This window comes from Marinobacter sp. L-13, from assembly GCF_056857715.1.
Map to the genome: position 1 here is coordinate 76,243 of NZ_JBSXNQ010000063.1, position 15,630 is coordinate 91,872.

At 55.6% G+C, this 15,630-nt stretch carries 14 protein-coding genes and 1 other RNA gene; 9 read left to right on the plus strand and 6 right to left on the minus strand.

Features of this window, described 5'->3' with window-relative positions:
* Positions 1 to 51: 51 nt before the first annotated feature.
* The 6 genes from AC13DD_RS16100 to AC13DD_RS16125 all read right to left on the minus strand — a co-directional run bounded on the left by AC13DD_RS16100 (position 52) and on the right by AC13DD_RS16125 (position 9,184).
* Entirely contained in the window at positions 52 to 2,787 is a 2,736-nt protein-coding gene (locus tag AC13DD_RS16100) for a tetratricopeptide repeat protein (RefSeq protein WP_482931474.1), read from the minus strand.
* 17 nt (positions 2,788 to 2,804) lie between these two features.
* Complete coding sequence (gene prsR / locus AC13DD_RS16105) at positions 2,805 to 4,178, minus strand: PEP-CTERM-box response regulator transcription factor (RefSeq protein ID WP_482931475.1); 1,374 nt, start codon at positions 4,176 to 4,178, stop codon at positions 2,805 to 2,807.
* 102 nt (positions 4,179 to 4,280) lie between these two features.
* Positions 4,281 to 6,416: an XrtA/PEP-CTERM system histidine kinase PrsK gene (gene prsK, locus AC13DD_RS16110; protein WP_482931476.1), complete on the minus strand. Its 2,136-nt coding sequence runs from the start codon at positions 6,414 to 6,416 to the stop codon at positions 4,281 to 4,283.
* Between the two features lie 85 nt (positions 6,417 to 6,501).
* Positions 6,502 to 7,449, minus strand: a complete 948-nt coding sequence (locus tag AC13DD_RS16115) for an SDR family oxidoreductase (protein ID WP_148607198.1) — start codon at positions 7,447 to 7,449, stop codon at positions 6,502 to 6,504.
* Positions 7,449 to 8,264: a lysophospholipid acyltransferase family protein gene (locus AC13DD_RS16120; RefSeq protein ID WP_482931477.1), complete on the minus strand. Its 816-nt coding sequence runs from the start codon at positions 8,262 to 8,264 to the stop codon at positions 7,449 to 7,451. Before AC13DD_RS16120 ends, AC13DD_RS16115 begins: the two co-directional genes overlap by 1 nt.
* Positions 8,261 to 9,184 carry a D-hexose-6-phosphate mutarotase gene (locus tag AC13DD_RS16125; protein WP_482931478.1) on the minus strand — a complete coding sequence of 308 codons (924 nt, stop codon included), beginning with the start codon at positions 9,182 to 9,184 and terminating at the stop codon, positions 8,261 to 8,263. Before AC13DD_RS16125 ends, AC13DD_RS16120 begins: the two co-directional genes overlap by 4 nt.
* A gap of 118 nt (positions 9,185 to 9,302) precedes the next feature.
* Between AC13DD_RS16125 and AC13DD_RS16130 the strand changes: the two genes are divergently transcribed.
* The 9 genes from AC13DD_RS16130 (at position 9,303) to AC13DD_RS16170 (ending at position 15,596) form a co-directional block, all read left to right on the plus strand.
* Positions 9,303 to 10,052 carry a 2OG-Fe(II) oxygenase gene (locus AC13DD_RS16130; RefSeq protein WP_273069815.1) on the plus strand — a complete coding sequence of 250 codons (750 nt, stop codon included), beginning with the start codon at positions 9,303 to 9,305 and terminating at the stop codon, positions 10,050 to 10,052.
* A gap of 107 nt (positions 10,053 to 10,159) precedes the next feature.
* An RNA gene (gene ffs / locus AC13DD_RS16135) (signal recognition particle sRNA small type) lies at positions 10,160 to 10,256 on the plus strand.
* Between the two features lie 166 nt (positions 10,257 to 10,422).
* Entirely contained in the window at positions 10,423 to 12,369 is a 1,947-nt protein-coding gene (gene dnaX, locus AC13DD_RS16140; RefSeq protein ID WP_482931479.1) for a DNA polymerase III subunit gamma/tau, read from the plus strand.
* Between the two features lie 3 nt (positions 12,370 to 12,372).
* A complete protein-coding gene (locus tag AC13DD_RS16145; protein WP_008171847.1) occupies positions 12,373 to 12,696 on the plus strand; it encodes a YbaB/EbfC family nucleoid-associated protein in 324 nt (107 codons plus the stop codon).
* Positions 12,697 to 12,727: 31 nt separating this feature from the next.
* Complete coding sequence (gene recR / locus AC13DD_RS16150; RefSeq protein ID WP_482931480.1) at positions 12,728 to 13,330, plus strand: recombination mediator RecR; 603 nt, start codon at positions 12,728 to 12,730, stop codon at positions 13,328 to 13,330.
* 31 nt (positions 13,331 to 13,361) lie between these two features.
* Positions 13,362 to 14,519, plus strand: coding sequence for a ribonuclease D (locus AC13DD_RS16155; protein ID WP_482931481.1), 1,158 nt, complete (start codon positions 13,362 to 13,364; stop codon positions 14,517 to 14,519).
* On the plus strand, positions 14,516 to 14,809 hold the full coding sequence (locus AC13DD_RS16160; RefSeq protein ID WP_482931482.1) for a YcgL domain-containing protein: 294 nt from the start codon (positions 14,516 to 14,518) through the stop codon (positions 14,807 to 14,809). The genes AC13DD_RS16155 and AC13DD_RS16160 overlap by 4 nt, the downstream gene beginning before the upstream one ends.
* Positions 14,806 to 15,252 carry a YcgN family cysteine cluster protein gene (locus AC13DD_RS16165; protein WP_088557152.1) on the plus strand — a complete coding sequence of 149 codons (447 nt, stop codon included), beginning with the start codon at positions 14,806 to 14,808 and terminating at the stop codon, positions 15,250 to 15,252. Before AC13DD_RS16160 ends, AC13DD_RS16165 begins: the two co-directional genes overlap by 4 nt.
* Positions 15,252 to 15,596, plus strand: coding sequence for a hypothetical protein (locus AC13DD_RS16170; protein WP_482931483.1), 345 nt, complete (start codon positions 15,252 to 15,254; stop codon positions 15,594 to 15,596). Before AC13DD_RS16165 ends, AC13DD_RS16170 begins: the two co-directional genes overlap by 1 nt.
* Positions 15,597 to 15,630: the final 34 nt, after the last annotated feature.

Here is a 15,630-nt window from a genome sequence, read left to right on the forward strand (position 1 = left end):
ACACAAGCCCTCGCCCCGGGGGCCTGTGTGGTATTAAACACGGCGGTGGTCTTATCCTGCCTCAGCCGTGTTGTATTTCTCCAGTATGGCCTTTGCTTGATCGTTCATCCCTGCCTCGCGATAGGCCTCTGCCAGGTGCAGGCCGATTTCCTGTGATTCGGGAGCCAGTTGATGGGCCTTCTCCAATATTGGGAGGCTGGCTTTCATATCCCCCGACTTGAACAGAATCCAGCCATAGGTATCGGCAATCGCGGCGTTATCCGGTAACAGTTCGTAAGCTTTGCGGGCAAGCTCCGTGGCTCTGTCATCATTCTGCTCGAAGTAAAGCCAAGCCAGATTGTTCAGGGCAACGGCGTTTTGGGGGTTCTGTTCCAGCAACGCTTCATAGGCTTCGATTGCGCCGGCTGTGTCTCCGCCTTCCTGGTTCATCATTGCCGTGGTCAATAGCAGCCCCTGATGTTTCGGGTGTTGGGCTAGAAACTGCTCTGCCATTTTACTGGCTTCGTCGGTCTGGCCCGTCTGTCTTGTCGACCGTAAGAGAGCCAGCTTTATGTCGGCGCCGGCGCCTTTCTGTATTGCTAGCTCATACATCTCGGCTGCTTGTTGATGCTGGCTAAGATTATCAAAATACTGGGCTTCAACGATGTAAGGAGCCGGAGATTGGTCATGGGCCTGTTTGACTTCCTGCAGAATTCTGCGCGCTTCGTCCTCCTGATTTTGGCTGAATGCTACCGATGCAGACTGGAGTGCAATGCTTTCGTTTTCCGGAAAAAGAACGCGCCCACGTTCCAGCACGGTGTCTGCTTGCTCAAGGTTTCCTCCACGACGAAGTTTGGCTCCAACGCCGTTGTAGATGTTGGCGACGGCTGATTCTGCCGGAGCCGGATTATTTTCGGAATCACGTTCCAGAAGGATCGCTGCCAGTTCATCCGCCCGAGTGTGGTCGCCGCTGGTCAACGCAATTTCCAGAAGTATCAATCTGGGTGCGGTTGCTTCAGGGTGATCTTGAACAAGCTTTTCCATTTCGGGCTTTAACTCATCGGCAGTATGAGTCGCCGCCAACCCTTGAAGCGCCTGCATATTATCGGGGCTTAAATTGGCAGCCTGCCGGAACTGCTGTTTTGCCGCTTCAGGCTTGTCTTGGGAGAGTGCCAGGCGGCCGAGAGCGACTCTTGGCGCTGGATTATCGTCGTCGAGGCTTGAGGCTTTTTCGAATAATTGGGCGGCTTCTTCATAATTGCCTTCCTGTGCCGCGATCTCGCCTCTAGTCATTATGGCCGTGATGTCATCGGGGTTTTCAGAAAGCCATTGGTTGGCCACCTCAATGGCTTTCTGCCGTTCTCCCGAGACCAGGTGGGCCTGAACACGCAAAGATTTTACCGGTGTGGAATCAGGGTTTTGTTCGCTGAGAATGCCTAGTTGTTCAAAGGCTTTGTCAGTCTGGTTTCTCGCCAGAAGATAGCGGACATAACGGAGACGAAGGTTCTGGTTTTCAGGCGCAAGGCTCAGTGACTTTTCGAGGAGCGCCTCTCCAGTTTCAAGGTCTCCAGTTGACAGCGAAGCAATCCCCACCATTGCAAGCACTGAAGGATCGGTGTCTGCGGATTCCAGGTTTTCCAGAACCTGCTGGGCGCCTTGAGGGTCTCTAAGTTGAAGACGGGATGCGGCTACAAGTTTGCTTGCCAGCTCGGAGTCTCCAAGCTCTGCTACGGGCGCCAACAACTGTTCTGCTTCCTTGACGCGTCCTTGCTTGAACCTTACGAGACCAAGCATGGTTGCAGCTTGTTCGTTTCCAGGCGCCTGCGCGCGAATTTCTTCTAGGAAGCGGGCGGCCTCTTCAAGATCGCCCTCTTCATAGGCCGACTGCGCTGCCTTTAGGTTGCTCTTGATTGTTCCGGGAGCGGATTTGGCCAGAATTTCCTCATAGACGAAGGCTTCAGAGGATTTCCCTTGTTCACGCAGGGCCCGGATCAGCGCCGACATGGTTTCGTACTTGCGAAAGGTCATGATGTCGTAGCGACCTATTTCTTCCAGCGCCCGAATATAGGCTTCCTCTGCATCGCCCCAGTTTTCTGATTGCTCAGCAAGTTGCGCTTTCCAAAGCCAGAGTTCGGAGGCGTTCTGATCAATTTCCTCGGCTTGAGTGATGTATTCCTGTGCCTGCTCAACCTGGCCCCGCTGCATTGCTGTTTTAGATAGGCCCACCATGGCTTCAACGGAGGAGGAGATGTTCTGGGCTTCTTCGAACGCTTTTTGGGCTTCGTCGGGCCGGCCTGATGCAAGCAAGATCCGGCCTTTGATTATTTGAGCTTTCTGAGCCTGAACGCGATCCAGTGAGCCAAGGCCGCTCAGTGCATTGAGGGCGTCGTCCAGTTCTCCCTGCATCAAGTTCGCCTCGGCTCTCAACAGCGCTGCCTGATTCTCTACCGCCTCGGTTTTCGACTCTTCCGGAATGCTCTCCAGAAGATACCCGAGTTGGCGTTCGGCATTAACCGCATCACCCGCTGTAAGGAGGTTATTCAATATAATGAAGTAGGGGGCAGGTCGCTCTGGCTGAAGCTCTATAGCGCTCCTGGCCTCTTGTGTACTGGAACGCAATTCACCCTGCCGCTGGAAGAAGCGCGATTGGTCCACATGGCTGATGTATTCAATTTCCTCTTGGCTCATCTCTTCCTGATTATCGCTACATCCTGAAAGGCCGATGGCGAGGGTAATAGCGATAAATGTCGCGCTAAATGGGGAAGTAGCTTTCATTGCCCTTAATCCTTTGTTGTTCGAGTCCTTCATTTCTTGGTCTTCTTTTCTCAGGCTTTGGAGGTATCGTTAGAGGTTTCTATTCGGTATTTGTCGGTCAGGTTGTATAGAGTGGGGCGAGTTACGCCCAGAAGCCTGGAGGCTTGAGCCATATTGAAGTTGCTGGTTCTCAGAGCCTGAATTATCGCCTGCCGTTCTGCCGTTTCTCTTACTTGCCTGAGGTTCAACTGTAAATTGCTGACATTTTCTTCGCAGGGAAGTTCAAGGTCTTCAGCAGTGACTCGTTTGCAGTCAGCCATGATGGTGGCTCTTTTCACCTTGTTGATCATCTCACGAACATTGCCTGGCCAGGAGTACGAGCTGATGGCATTTACCGCATCTTCGCTGAAGGAAAGGTTCGGGCGATCCATTTGTTTCCCCAGTGACTTCAGCAAGGACTGGGCAATAACCAGAGCATCTCCGTCTCGCTCACGGACCGCGGGCACATCAAGTGTAATCTCGCTGATTCGGTAGTAGAGGTCTTCCCGGAAATCCCCGCTTTCAATGAGCTGTCTCACGTCCCGGTGGGTTGCGCAGACTACACGGACATCTACCGGCACAGGGTTCACAGAGCCAACGCGGTCAACAACTCGCTCCTGCAAAAATCGCAGCAATTTCGCCTGCAGTGCCATAGGCATATCGCCGATTTCGTCAAGAAACAGGGTTCCTCCATTGGCGCTCTCAATTTTGCCCTTTTTCGATTGGGTAGCGCCGGTAAACGAACCTTTCTCAAAACCGAAAAGCTCGCTTTCCAAGAGGTTTTCAGGGATAGCGGCACAGTTTATTGCAGCAAAGGGTTTCTCTGAACGGTGGCTAAGATCATGGAGGGCACGGGCCAACAATTCCTTACCAGTGCCTGTCTCACCTGTGATGAGTGTAGTTACATCGGTAGGGGCCACTTTTTCCAGCGTCCTGCAAACGGACAGCATTTGGGGGCTGGAGGCTACTATGCCCCGTATATTGGCGCCATCTCCCTGCAAGGCGAGCTCACGATTTTCCCGCTCCAGCTCTGCAAGTCTGAACGCGCGATTGACCACGAAGGTAAGAATATCGGCATCCAGAGGTTTCTGATAGAAGTCTGATGCTCCCATTCCAATGGCTTTCACCGCGTTTTCTTTGTCTTCGCGACCGGTTACAACGATGACCTTGGTCATGGGAGCCAATTGGAGAATATCTTCCAGCAGCCTGAATCCCTCGCTGGCTCCACCGGGGTCAGGCGGGAGGCCGAGATCAAGCGTAATAACCTCGGGCTCTTCACGTCTCAGGCAGGTGAGAGCCGCCTCACGGTCTGTCGCCACCGAAACGTCGAGGTCCTCGCTAAAGCACCAACGCATCTGGCTTTGGAGGCCTGGATCATCTTCTACAATTAAAAGTCTTCTGGTCACAACAGCTACAAATCCTTTTTGTAAATGTTTCCACACCACCGATTCTCAACTGAACATTGACACTTTGCAATGCTGGTTTGATTTTCTCTGGAGCGAGGGCAATTAATTGGCGCTTTGCATGGGCCCCTGAGAGTCTGAAACAGGATGCAATGCCTCAACATCCTTCAGGGCAACCTTGTCATTCGCCAGTGGTATTCGAACAGAGAAACAGGAACCGATTCCCGGCTCACTGGTGACATCGATATTGCCTCCGATTTTCTGGATATATTCTCTCGCCTGATAGGCGCCTATGCCCATTCCAGTGAGGCCTTTGGTGCTTGCAAAGGGTTTGAAGAGCTGTCCGTTGATGAACTCTTCTGTCATGCCGCTGCCAGTATCCTGAATAAAGAGCACCACGCTTCCCTTGGCGGTTTTGAGATTCAGGACGATGTCTCCATCTGGCGGCGTTGCGTCCTGGGCATTCTGTATAAGATGCCCGAGAACGTTCCGGAGTTGTTCGGAATCAGCTCTCACCAGAACGTCTTTATCCGGGCCTTCAAGGCGGGGAATGGGCATCCGATGCTGATGGTTTGCCACGAGATCTTCAACAAGGTGGCTCAGGTTGATTGGGTTGGGCTCGCTGTCATCTTCATTGGCTGGCTTGCGGATATGATCCACCAGATTGGACATCTTGCGAACGGCGTGTTCGGTGGTGTTGATCATGTCGTCGATGAATGCCGGGTTGTTCCGGTGTTTCGGGGCATTCTTCACCAGGAGAGATAACTGTGCGATGACAGTTTTCAGGTCATGAACCATAAATGCCGAGGCTTTGCTTACGGCTTCAAATTGCATGGCTCGCGAGAGTCGGTTCTGGGCATCTGCCTGTGCCAGAAGGTTGGTGGTTTGCCTGGCAACCACTTTGATCAGATCAAAATTCTCCCAGTTCAATTCCACTTGGGCGTAAGGATTGCCAACAAGTGCCATGCCGTAGAGTTCGTTGCCGAGGTAAAGAGGAATAATGAGCCAGCCGTCTGGTGTTTTGGCAATGGCGTCCGGAATTTCAAGCAGGTTGTAGCTCACGGGGTCTGCTTTGTATTCGTGGAGATCGACGATCCACTCGCGATCCTGGAAAAATCGCACCAGTTCAGAATCACTATCGATCATGGTGTATTTAGGGATCGAGAGATTCACTGCCGCCTTGAGGCTGTACGCTTCCTGTTCGCCAATCAACCAGATCGCGCCGGCATTGCTCTCAACGAGGCCTGCAAGCATTCGGATAACCCTCTGGGGGAGCGGAGGATCGTCACTCAGATCTGCCAGTTCCCGAGTCATTTTCAACCACTCTTCCCGGTAATCGTATTTGTAATCGAAGAAATTCTGGCTGATAAGCACCATCAGTTTGGCGCGAATGCGCCGAGAGACCAGAAGGGTTATCAGGAAGACCAGAGAGATGGTGAAAAAAAGAACCTGAAGGGCGTCTCCCCAGTCTCCACCTAGCACTCGCACGTAGTAGCCACCGAGAGCCAGGAACAGCAAATAACCGCCTGCAAATAACAGAGTACCTGCGTGGAACACCGCGGAGCGGGACAACTGGAAGTCCACGGGTTGTTTGCGGGTATTAATTACGTTGACGGCGAAGAGCGGTGTAAGCAGGGCATTGACAAACCCGCGAGCATTCCAGAATGGGTCAGCAACGTGACCAAAAAGCAGGGCGTCTGCATACATGAAGAAATCAAAGGCAAAGATGGTGGCAACACCAATGCATATGTATTTTATGCTTGACCGTCCGAAACTCGGCGAGTTGCGCCAGATCTGCTCTACCAATGACAGACCGAGGAGTGATAGTGCAATCTGGCCGAGCAGCTTAACCTTGCCGGTCGCCACGTTCACACCGGCGAAATGTTCCACAAGGCCCATTCCCAGCAAAACAACGATCAGGATTACAGCCCCGGCACCAAGAAGCCTTTTTACCTTCCCAGTGAGCTTTTTTCCCCTCAGGCCATCTTGCAGCAGCGCAAACAGCAGGTAGATCCAGGCCGCGTCCCGGAGAAGTTCAATAAGATAACGTAGATAAAATCCGGGGTATCCCCAAAAGCTCTGGCTTACGAGTGAAGCTGCCCAGATTGCAGAAACTGCAGCCGCCAGTGCCAGTGCCCGATCGACGCCGCGACGGAGGTATTTCGTTGCAACCAGTATCGCCAAGAGCCCGAACGTAATCGCTGCCAGCGAGTAGCTGAGTACGTCCATGTTGCTGAACATGCCTTAGCACCCCGAAAAAAAAGAAGTCCTTGTCAAAGAATAGTCTTGTTTTAGACGCAGAGTAACTTATGTAGCCAGCGTTTCCCTAAACCGGCCTCTTATTCTCCCGATAAAACCGAAAGATCTCCTTCAGCGGCCGCTTCGGCTCAAACCCGAACTCATTAACAAACGCCCGCCCGTCAATCACCACCGGATACTTGAAGAACGCCATCAGATAGGACGGAAAACTCTTCAGCTTCAGCGTGCCGAGTATCATCTTCGGAACCATCGGTGGGATGGAGGGCACCTGAATCCGTTTGCAGCCACAAAGCTTCAGGGCGTGCTGGTAGGCCACCCAGTCCTGCGGTGCCACGTTGTACACGCCACGTGTCGGTTTTTTATACGCCAGTACAATGGCGTCGGCCATGTCGTCGATGTGGATAAACTGCATCATCGGTGAAAAGCCAGCCAACACAGGTGCGCGTTCGCTGGCCAGCAGGGTGCTGATGGTGTTTCGCACGCCCGGGCCCACGATATTGCAGGGGCGCAGAATGGTGATGTTCAGCTCCGGATAGCGCCACAGGTAGATGTTCGCCAGGTTCTCCAGTTCCACGGAGTCAATCAGGTCGGCACTGAGTCCGGCACTCTTGAGCGGTGCTGCTTCATCAATGAGTGCGGGGTTGTAGGCCACGGCACCGTATACGTGGAACGTTGAGAGCACCACCACACGCTTGATGCCGTACTTGTGGCTCAGGTCCAGCAGTTTCTGGGTGCCCAATACATTGGCGTTGTAGCGCCGCATACGGGTGAGCTGGCTGGACATGATCCGGCCCATGTGGATTACGCCATCAAACTGGTAGCGCCGGAACAGATCCTCGAATACCCGCTTGTTGAAATCGATGCAGTAGCTCGGGATGTCGTCGCCCAGGTAGACCTGTTCCCGGAAATCCACGGCGACCAGGTCGCAGGTATCCCTGAGCTGTTCGATGACCTGTTGGGCGAGTGCACCGGCAGCGCCGGTAATCAGGATGTGCGGTCTGCGTTGTTCGGTCATCAGAAAAGCCTTTTCCTTTTGCTCAGTCCCTTGTCGATCAGCCGGCTGATCTCGGCCTTTACCTTCTCCACGCGCTCGGTGACCTGTTCTTCGGGGATTTCCAGATCGTCAAAGTACATCGGGGCTCCGAAGTTCAGGTGTACCTTTGCCGGCAGCACCACGGGCATGGCAACCGGGGCGTAGGGGATGCCCAGGGCCTTTGCCAGAGGCTTGATGTTGGCGATGGCCGGGATGGTTTCCTCGCAGCCCACCACGCCCACGGGCACGATCGGCGCCTTATACTTCATGGCCAGGTGCATGAAGCCGTTGCCAAACCGTTTGAGTTGGTAGCGGTCGTGGTAAAGCTTGCCCGAACCACGAATGCCCTCGGGGAAAACAATCACGGCTTCATTATTGGCGAGCATCTTGGCGCAGTTGACCGGGTCGCCGAGCACGGCGCCCACTTCATTCAGCAGGTTGCCCAGCCAGGGCACGGTCGGAAAAAAGCGCTCAATCATTGCCCTTGGAATGCGGGGATCTTTTTCCCGGGAGGCGAGGGCATAGCCAATCAGCAGGCCGTCGATGGGCAGCTGCCCGCTGTGGTTGGCGATAATCAGTACGGGGCCATCCGCGGGAATGTTCTCGACGCCCTGGGCCTTTACCCGGAAATACTTCTCGTAAATCTGTTTGGTGAGCGAAAGCCCGTATTTCATGGCTTCGTTGTTGTAGCCCCAGGGGTCGTAGCCCAGGCTCCCGATGGGTTTGCGGATGCGGTTGATATGCTCCTCCAGTTCCGCGGGAACCAGTCGGGTTTTGAGAAACGATGCCAGGCTCATGATTTCCTTCCAATGAATACGCCTAATGTGTGGCTTTGCCCGTTATTAAGCACCCGATAATCGCTGGCTGCATTGGCGGTTTCGACACACAGCATGGCCTGCCAGGCCGTATCGGGAAAATCCGATAGCTTGGCCGCCTTGGCCGGACCGGGATTCCAGACCACAGTTGAGTCACTGCCAACGGCTGAGAGCTTGCGGCCAGTTCGGGGTGTCACGATCGTCAGGGTTTCGCCGCTCTCGTAGATGCGGTCAGTTTCGCCTTCGAAGTAAACCGGCCCCTCCTGGTTGCGGTATTCCCAGTTATCCAGGGTGTCGATGTACTGGCTGTTGCCCAGGCCCAGTAATCGAGTGCGGGTGATGTCGCTGGTGGGCAGATAGGTATGGAGCGCCTGGGTAAAGGCGAGGGGATCGTTGCCCAGGTTTGTGGTGGTCAGCGCCAGCTGGCAGCCCCGGATGGAAAAGCTGAAAGTGAGCAGGGCGAGCGCATGGCCAACCCAGACATCACTGAAATCTTCATTGGCATCCAGGGACAGGCTGATTTCTACTTCGTGGGCGTTCTCCCGGACATCCTCCAGTTTCCAGAGCGCGGTGCGGGCAAACCCGTGGGCTTTGTCGGTATGGATACGCTTGCGAACTTCCGGCGCATTGCGGGCCGGATCACCGAACCAGGGCCAGCACACGGGGATGCCGCCGCGGATTGCTCGACCGGGTTCGTACCGGGCCGCTGGGCTCATCCAGAGCCAGTCAGATTCGTCCTGAGGTTTGAAGCTTGCCAGATGAGCGCCCTGAATAAACACAGTGGCCTGGAACAAAGGATGGTGTACCTCAAGAGCTTCCAGTTGCCCGATCGTTTTCCAGCGCGTGAAGGACCACTGGCCCGGCGAAAGTGAGAGCGGTGGCCTGTTACTGCTTTCTGACATGGTTAGCTACTGAGTGAAACCGGTTAAGTGTATTTGCCTACACAGAGAGTAAATTAAAACTGCCGCTCCGGCGAGAATTGCGCCTAAAATACGCTCAAATTTTGCGCGAGGCCCGCCGATGGAAACGCCGGTAATCACCCCGATCCATGATCCCCTTATCACCCCTTTGCATAGCGCCGAGGATGCGGTGGCAGGTAGTGATGTCCAGCTGATGGGCCTTGCGCCGGATCAACGTCAGGCCTTGTCTGAGGAATGGCTGGATGAGCTGGCTTCGGGGCTCAGCGAGCACGGCTGGATGTCGTTGGATGTGCGGTCCCGGATTGGGGACAACCTGCTGGCGGCACTGAAACAGGAAGTGCAGATTCTGGATCGTACCGATGCCATGAAAAAAGCCGGTATCGGGCGCGGTAATGATCTGGTGCGTGACCGTTCGGTACGCCGCGACAAGATCGCCTGGTTGCAGGGTATTACAGCGCCTCAGGCAGCATTGTTCGAATTCTTCGAGAGGATTCGCCAGGGTCTGAACCAGAGGCTGTTTCTGGGCCTGAAGCGGTTCGAGACCCATTACGCTACCTACCATTCCGGTGATTTCTACAAGCAGCACCTGGACAGTTTCAAGGGCAGGGCGTCCCGGGTGGTGAGCCTGGTGCTTTACCTCAACGAAGAGTGGCAGGCAGCCGACGGCGGCGCCCTTCAGGTGTTCAATCGCGATAACGACCATGAAGTGTGTGGAACCGTGTTGCCCGAGGCGGGGCGTATGGCGTTGTTCATGAGTGAGGAAATTCCCCACGAGGTTCTGCCGGCAAACCGCACCCGTTACAGTCTGGCCTGCTGGTTCCGTCAGGATGAGGTACCGCTGCCTTTGTAAGGCGGATCCAGACGGGCGTGCGGATTTGTCATTGTAGTGTGCAAACCCTTTTGCTAATATGCGCGCCGCTTTCAGGGAATTGTCCTGAAACGCCGTTATGGTGGCTCCATTGGTGCCTCCGCAACATGAAACCGTGAACCCGGTCAGGCCCGGAAGGGAGCAGCCGAAGCGGTGGAATTGTGTGCCGGGGTGTCGCTGATGGAGTCACCCCCAGTTTTCTCCCCTCTCCTGTTTTTATCCTTGTGATTATCCTTGATAGCCATGAACTTATGTGCGGCACTTGCGCGCGCGTTTCCGGAATCAAGTCTGCTTCTTCTGGATCTTCGTCCGTGCTAAGGTTAAACCCGTTTTTCACTGCAGTTGGCGGAACATGAGCTACCAGGTACTTGCCCGTAAATGGCGCCCACGCACCTTCGAGGATATGGTGGGCCAGGAACACGTGCTCCAGGCGTTGATTCACGCCCTGGAAAGCCAGCGTCTTCATCACGCCTATCTGTTCACGGGTACCCGTGGGGTAGGCAAGACGACCATTGGCCGTCTGCTGGCCCGCTGCCTGAACTGCGAAACCGGCGTTACTCCGAACCCCTGCGGTGAATGTTCAAGCTGCCGCGAGATTCAGGAAGGCCGGTTTGTGGATCTGATTGAAATCGACGCCGCGTCCCGGACCGGCGTTGATGATATGCGTGAGCTGACGGATAACGTCCAGTATGCGCCCACGCGTGGCCGCTACAAAGTGTACCTCATTGACGAGGTGCACATGCTGACCAACCAGTCGTTCAATGCCTTCCTGAAGACTCTTGAAGAGCCGCCGGAACATGTCAAATTCCTGCTGGCCACCACCGACCCCCAGAAGTTGCCGGTCACAGTGCTGTCACGTTGTCTGCAGTTCAACCTCAAGCGGATGACTCCGGAGCACATCGCTGGCCACCTCCGCCATGTGCTGGGTGCCGAGGAAATTCCGTTCGAGGAACCGGCCCTGTGGCTTCTGGCCCGGGCTGCCGACGGCAGTATGCGTGATGCCCTGAGCCTGACGGATCAAGCCATCGCCTTTGGCAACCAGAAGCTGTCGGCCAGTGATGTCAGCAATATGCTGGGCACCATTGATCAACGGGATATTGAGCGCATCGTGAATGCACTCGTTGAAGGCGACGGCCCCGCCTTACTGGCGGAAATCAGCCGGATTTCGGACTTTGCGCCGGATTACAGTGTGATCCTTGCCGATCTGCTGTCGCTCTTTCACCGAGTTACCATGGAGCAGGTGGTTCCGGGCAGTGCCGACAACGCTCTTGGTGATGCCGAGCAGGTCCAGGCGCTGGCCCGTAAGCTCAGTGCCGAAGACGCCCAGCTTTTCTATCAGTCTGCGCTGATCGGCCGGAAAGACCTAACCATTACGCCCGATGCCCGGATGGGTTTCGAAATGACCCTGCTCCGGATGCTTGCCTTTCGGCCCGGGGCTGACCGGCGGGAGCCGCCCGCCATAAGCTCCGGCGGTCAGTCTGCGGCCTCCGAGCCACGGGATGAGCCCGACCCGGCGCCGATTCCGCCACAGGAGTCGGCTCCGCAGATAGAGCAAAAACAGCCGCAACCGCAGTCGCAACGCTCTGAGCCGGCACCGGACGTGCCGTCGGAGCCGGATCAAGAAACCAGCGCAGTTCCTGTTCAGCCAGAGCCGCAACTTGAGCCTGAGCCCCAGGAAGTGCCGCCGGTGGCGGAAGAAGATGCATCCTGGTTGGCCAGTCTGGATGCCCAGGCTGAGGCGACCGGAGAGTATGAAGAGAGCTATCCCTTAAGTGATGAGGCTCCCGTTACAGAAGAGCCTGCACCTGAGGTTGCCGCCGAGCCAGCTGCTCAGCCTGCCCCGGCTCCGGAACCAGCTTTGGCAGAGCCTGAGCCTGAGTCAGCGGCCGAAGCTGCCCCTGAGCCTGAGGGCGAATTCGTCTGGCACCGGGATTTTCGAAGTCTTGGCATTGTGGGCATGCCCGGTAATCTTGCCAGTCACGGCGCCATGTCCCGCGATGGCGATGTGATTACGCTGACCATTGATGAGGGGCACGCCCGGCTGTTGAACAGCAGGCACGAGGAAAAGATTCTGGCTGCCTTGAGAAACCGCTTTGGCGACTCCATTCAGTTACGTACAGAGCAGGGCAATCCCGGGCCAGACACCCCTGCGGCTTATGAGGAACGCCAGAGAAAGGCGCGCCAGGAAGCCGCAGAGGCGTCCATTCGCAAGGATCCGGTCGTAAAGTCTATTGTTGAACGATTCGAGGCGCGGGTAGTGGAAGACAGCATCCGGCCGGCAGAGACAAGCAGGAGATAAGCTATGATGAATAATATGGGCGACATGATGAAAAAAGCCCAGAAAATGCAGGAAGAGATGCAGAAGGCTCAGGAAGAAATCGCCAAGGCCGAAGTGACTGGCGAAGCCGGAGCCGGCCTTGTCAAAGTCACCATGAACGGCCGTCACGACGTTCGTAAAGTGGACATAGACTCCTCCCTGATGACTGAGGAAAAAGATATTCTGGAAGACCTTCTGGCCGCTGCGGTGAACGATGCCGTGCGGCGCGTCGAGGAAAACCAGAAAGAGAAAATGTCCGGTATGATGTCCGGCATGGGCCTGCCGCCCGGTTTCAAGATGCCGTTCTGAATTCCATCCTGCAGCCGTTCGAGGACCTTTCATGGCATTCAGCCCGCTGGTTGATGAGCTTGTAGAATCCCTTCGTTGTCTTCCCGGAGTCGGCCATAAAACGGCCCAGCGCATGGCTTTCCATCTGCTGGAGCGTGGTCGTTCCGGCGGCACCCGACTTTCCGAGGCTCTGAGCCAGGCCATGAGCGGTGTCCGGCGGTGTGAAAGCTGCCAGAACTTTGCCGACACCGAGATCTGCGGCATCTGTGAAAATCCCCAGCGGCGCACCGGTACCCTTTGTGTGGTGGAAAGTCCGTCGGATCTGCTGGCCATTGAGCAGGCGGGTGACTATCGCGGCAGCTATTTCGTTTTGATGGGGCACCTGTCACCCATTGATGGCGTGGGACCGGAAGAAATCGGCATTGAGCGCCTGCTGAGGCGGATCCGCGACGAAGGCGTGACTGAGCTGATTCTGGCGACCAACCCGACGGTGGAAGGTGAGGCTACGGCTCACTATATCGCCGATCGCCTAGATGGCCAGGGCATCCTGATAACCCGTCTGGCCCATGGTATACCGGTGGGTGGAGAGCTCGGTTACGTCGATGGCTTTACTCTGACTCACGCATTCCGCGGTCGCAAACCACTGTCCGATTGAATCTGACCGAATAAACCTACCAGGCACGTTTATGGATATTTCCGCCCAGGCTGCTGTGGCAGTTGACGTACCCCCGGCTCCGACCAGTATTGACTGGATCCGGGAACCGCAAGCACTGGACAAATGGCTCGATCGGGCACCGGGCAAGCCTCTTGCGCTGGACACCGAATTTGAGCGGGTAAACACCTTTTACCCGATACCGGGGTTGGTTCAGTTGGGCCTCGACGGCGAGTTTTGCCTGGTGGACCCTTCCGTTGCCGAGCAGTCCGGACGATTTCGGGAAGTCCTGGCGGACCCGGACACTCCAAAGCTTCTTTACGCCATGAGCGAAGATCTGGAACTTTTTCGCCAGTGGTTGAATCTTCAACCTGCCGGTGTCATTGATCTTCAAATCGGGGCCGCAATGGCCGGAGCAGGGTTCTCCCTGGGTTACGCGAGACTGGTGGAAACCCTGTTCGGTGAGACTCTGGACAAGTCCGCCACCCGCTCTGACTGGCTGGCGAGACCGCTGAGCGATGCTCAGCAACGCTACGCGATTGACGATATCCGTTTTTTGGAGCCGATGTACCAGTGGGTCAGTGCATTACTTCGCGATCGCGGTCTGGAAACGGCTCTGGTTGAGGAATCGGCGCGCTTTGCCAATGAACTGGCAGGGCAGGAGGATCCCGACAACCATTACCTGAAACTGCGGGCCGGATGGACCCTCTCGGCTCAGCAACAGGGTGTTCTCAAGGAACTGGTGCGCTGGCGTGAGCTGGAGTGCCAGCGGCGGGACCGGCCAAGGAACCGTGTGATGGCAGATGCACTGTTGATTGCGATCGCGGAAAGGCTGCCAGCGTCCCTGAAGGAACTTTCTAACATTCAAGGAGTACCATCCGGCGCAGTCCGTCGGTACGGCGATACCCTGATTGAACTTGTTAGCCGGGGATCGACCGCGGATAATTCGTCCCTTGAGAGGATTGCGCCACCGTTGTCCCGGGATCAGCAGGGATTCTTTAAACAGTTAAAGCGTCTTTTCAGGAGTGCGGCTGAAGATGCTGATATTCCAATGGAATTGTTGGCGCCGAGAAAGCGTCTTGAAAAGGTTGTGCAGCATCCCGATCTGGCGCAACACGAATTTTTCCAGGGCTGGCGGGCGCAGATTCTTGCTCCGGTTCGCGCTGATATCGAGGAATTACTGAAGTCATGAAAGAGCGGGAATTTGTCTCTGTTTTCCGGAGCAGCAAAAAGAAGGATACCTACCTTTTTGTTCGGCGCGGACAGAAGTGGGAGGAGCTTCCCGAGAGCCTCCGGGGTATTTTCGGTCAGCCGGTTCATTCCATGGATCTGGTTCTGACGCCCGACCGCAAGCTTGCGAGGACTACCGGAAAGCAGGTTCTGGAAGCCATTGGCGAGAAGGACTTTTTTCTGCAAATGCCGGAAGAGCAGGAAGGGTACGTGGTGGACTTCAAGCGCAAACTGGATCAGCGCAATCGATGATTGCCCAGGTGCCGTTCTGGCAACGCAAGCGCCTGCATGAGATGACGCCTGAGGAATGGGAGTCTCTTTGCGACGGTTGCGGAAAATGTTGCCTGAACAAACTGGAAGACGAAGACACCGGCGAGGTCTACCACACCGATCTGGTGTGTCGTTACATGGACGAAGAAACCTGCCAGTGCACCGTTTACGAAGAGCGGCTTAAGAAGGTGCCGGGTTGCACGGTACTGACACCAGGTACCGTCAACGACTACCATTGGTTGCCGTACACCTGCGCCTACCGCACCCTGGCTGAAGACCGGCCGCTGGCCGATTGGCATCCCTTGCGAAGCGGGGATCCGGATTCGGTGCACGAAGCAGGCGTTTCGATCCGTCACAAGGTGATTTCAGAAGACCGTGTGCCGGAAGAAGACTGGGAAGAACATATCATTCACTGGATCCTGTAATGATTGATACCGATGCACAAATGGCCTACGGGATTTTCTGGGCCGCCTACGCTATAGCCTTTGTCGTGTTCTTTTACATGATGAAGAGCCTGATCCGTTTTCTACCTTTTTATGGAGTGCGGACCCTGATTCTCGCCGCCCTGGTGGCTTTGCTGCTCACTCCGGTTGAATCACCCGATCTGACCGGTTGGTGGATTCCGGCCTGGCTCTTCGGCGGCTACGAAATGATTCTTGGCGACGCCGACGCTTCTGGTCGGGCCCTGTTTAATCTGGGCCTCGCCGGATTGGTCATGCTGCTGGTCTGGGTGTTGGATCTGGTTCGCTACCGTCTTGTTCGTAAATAGCGCGAAAAAGAAAAAAAGATAAGGATGGATGCCT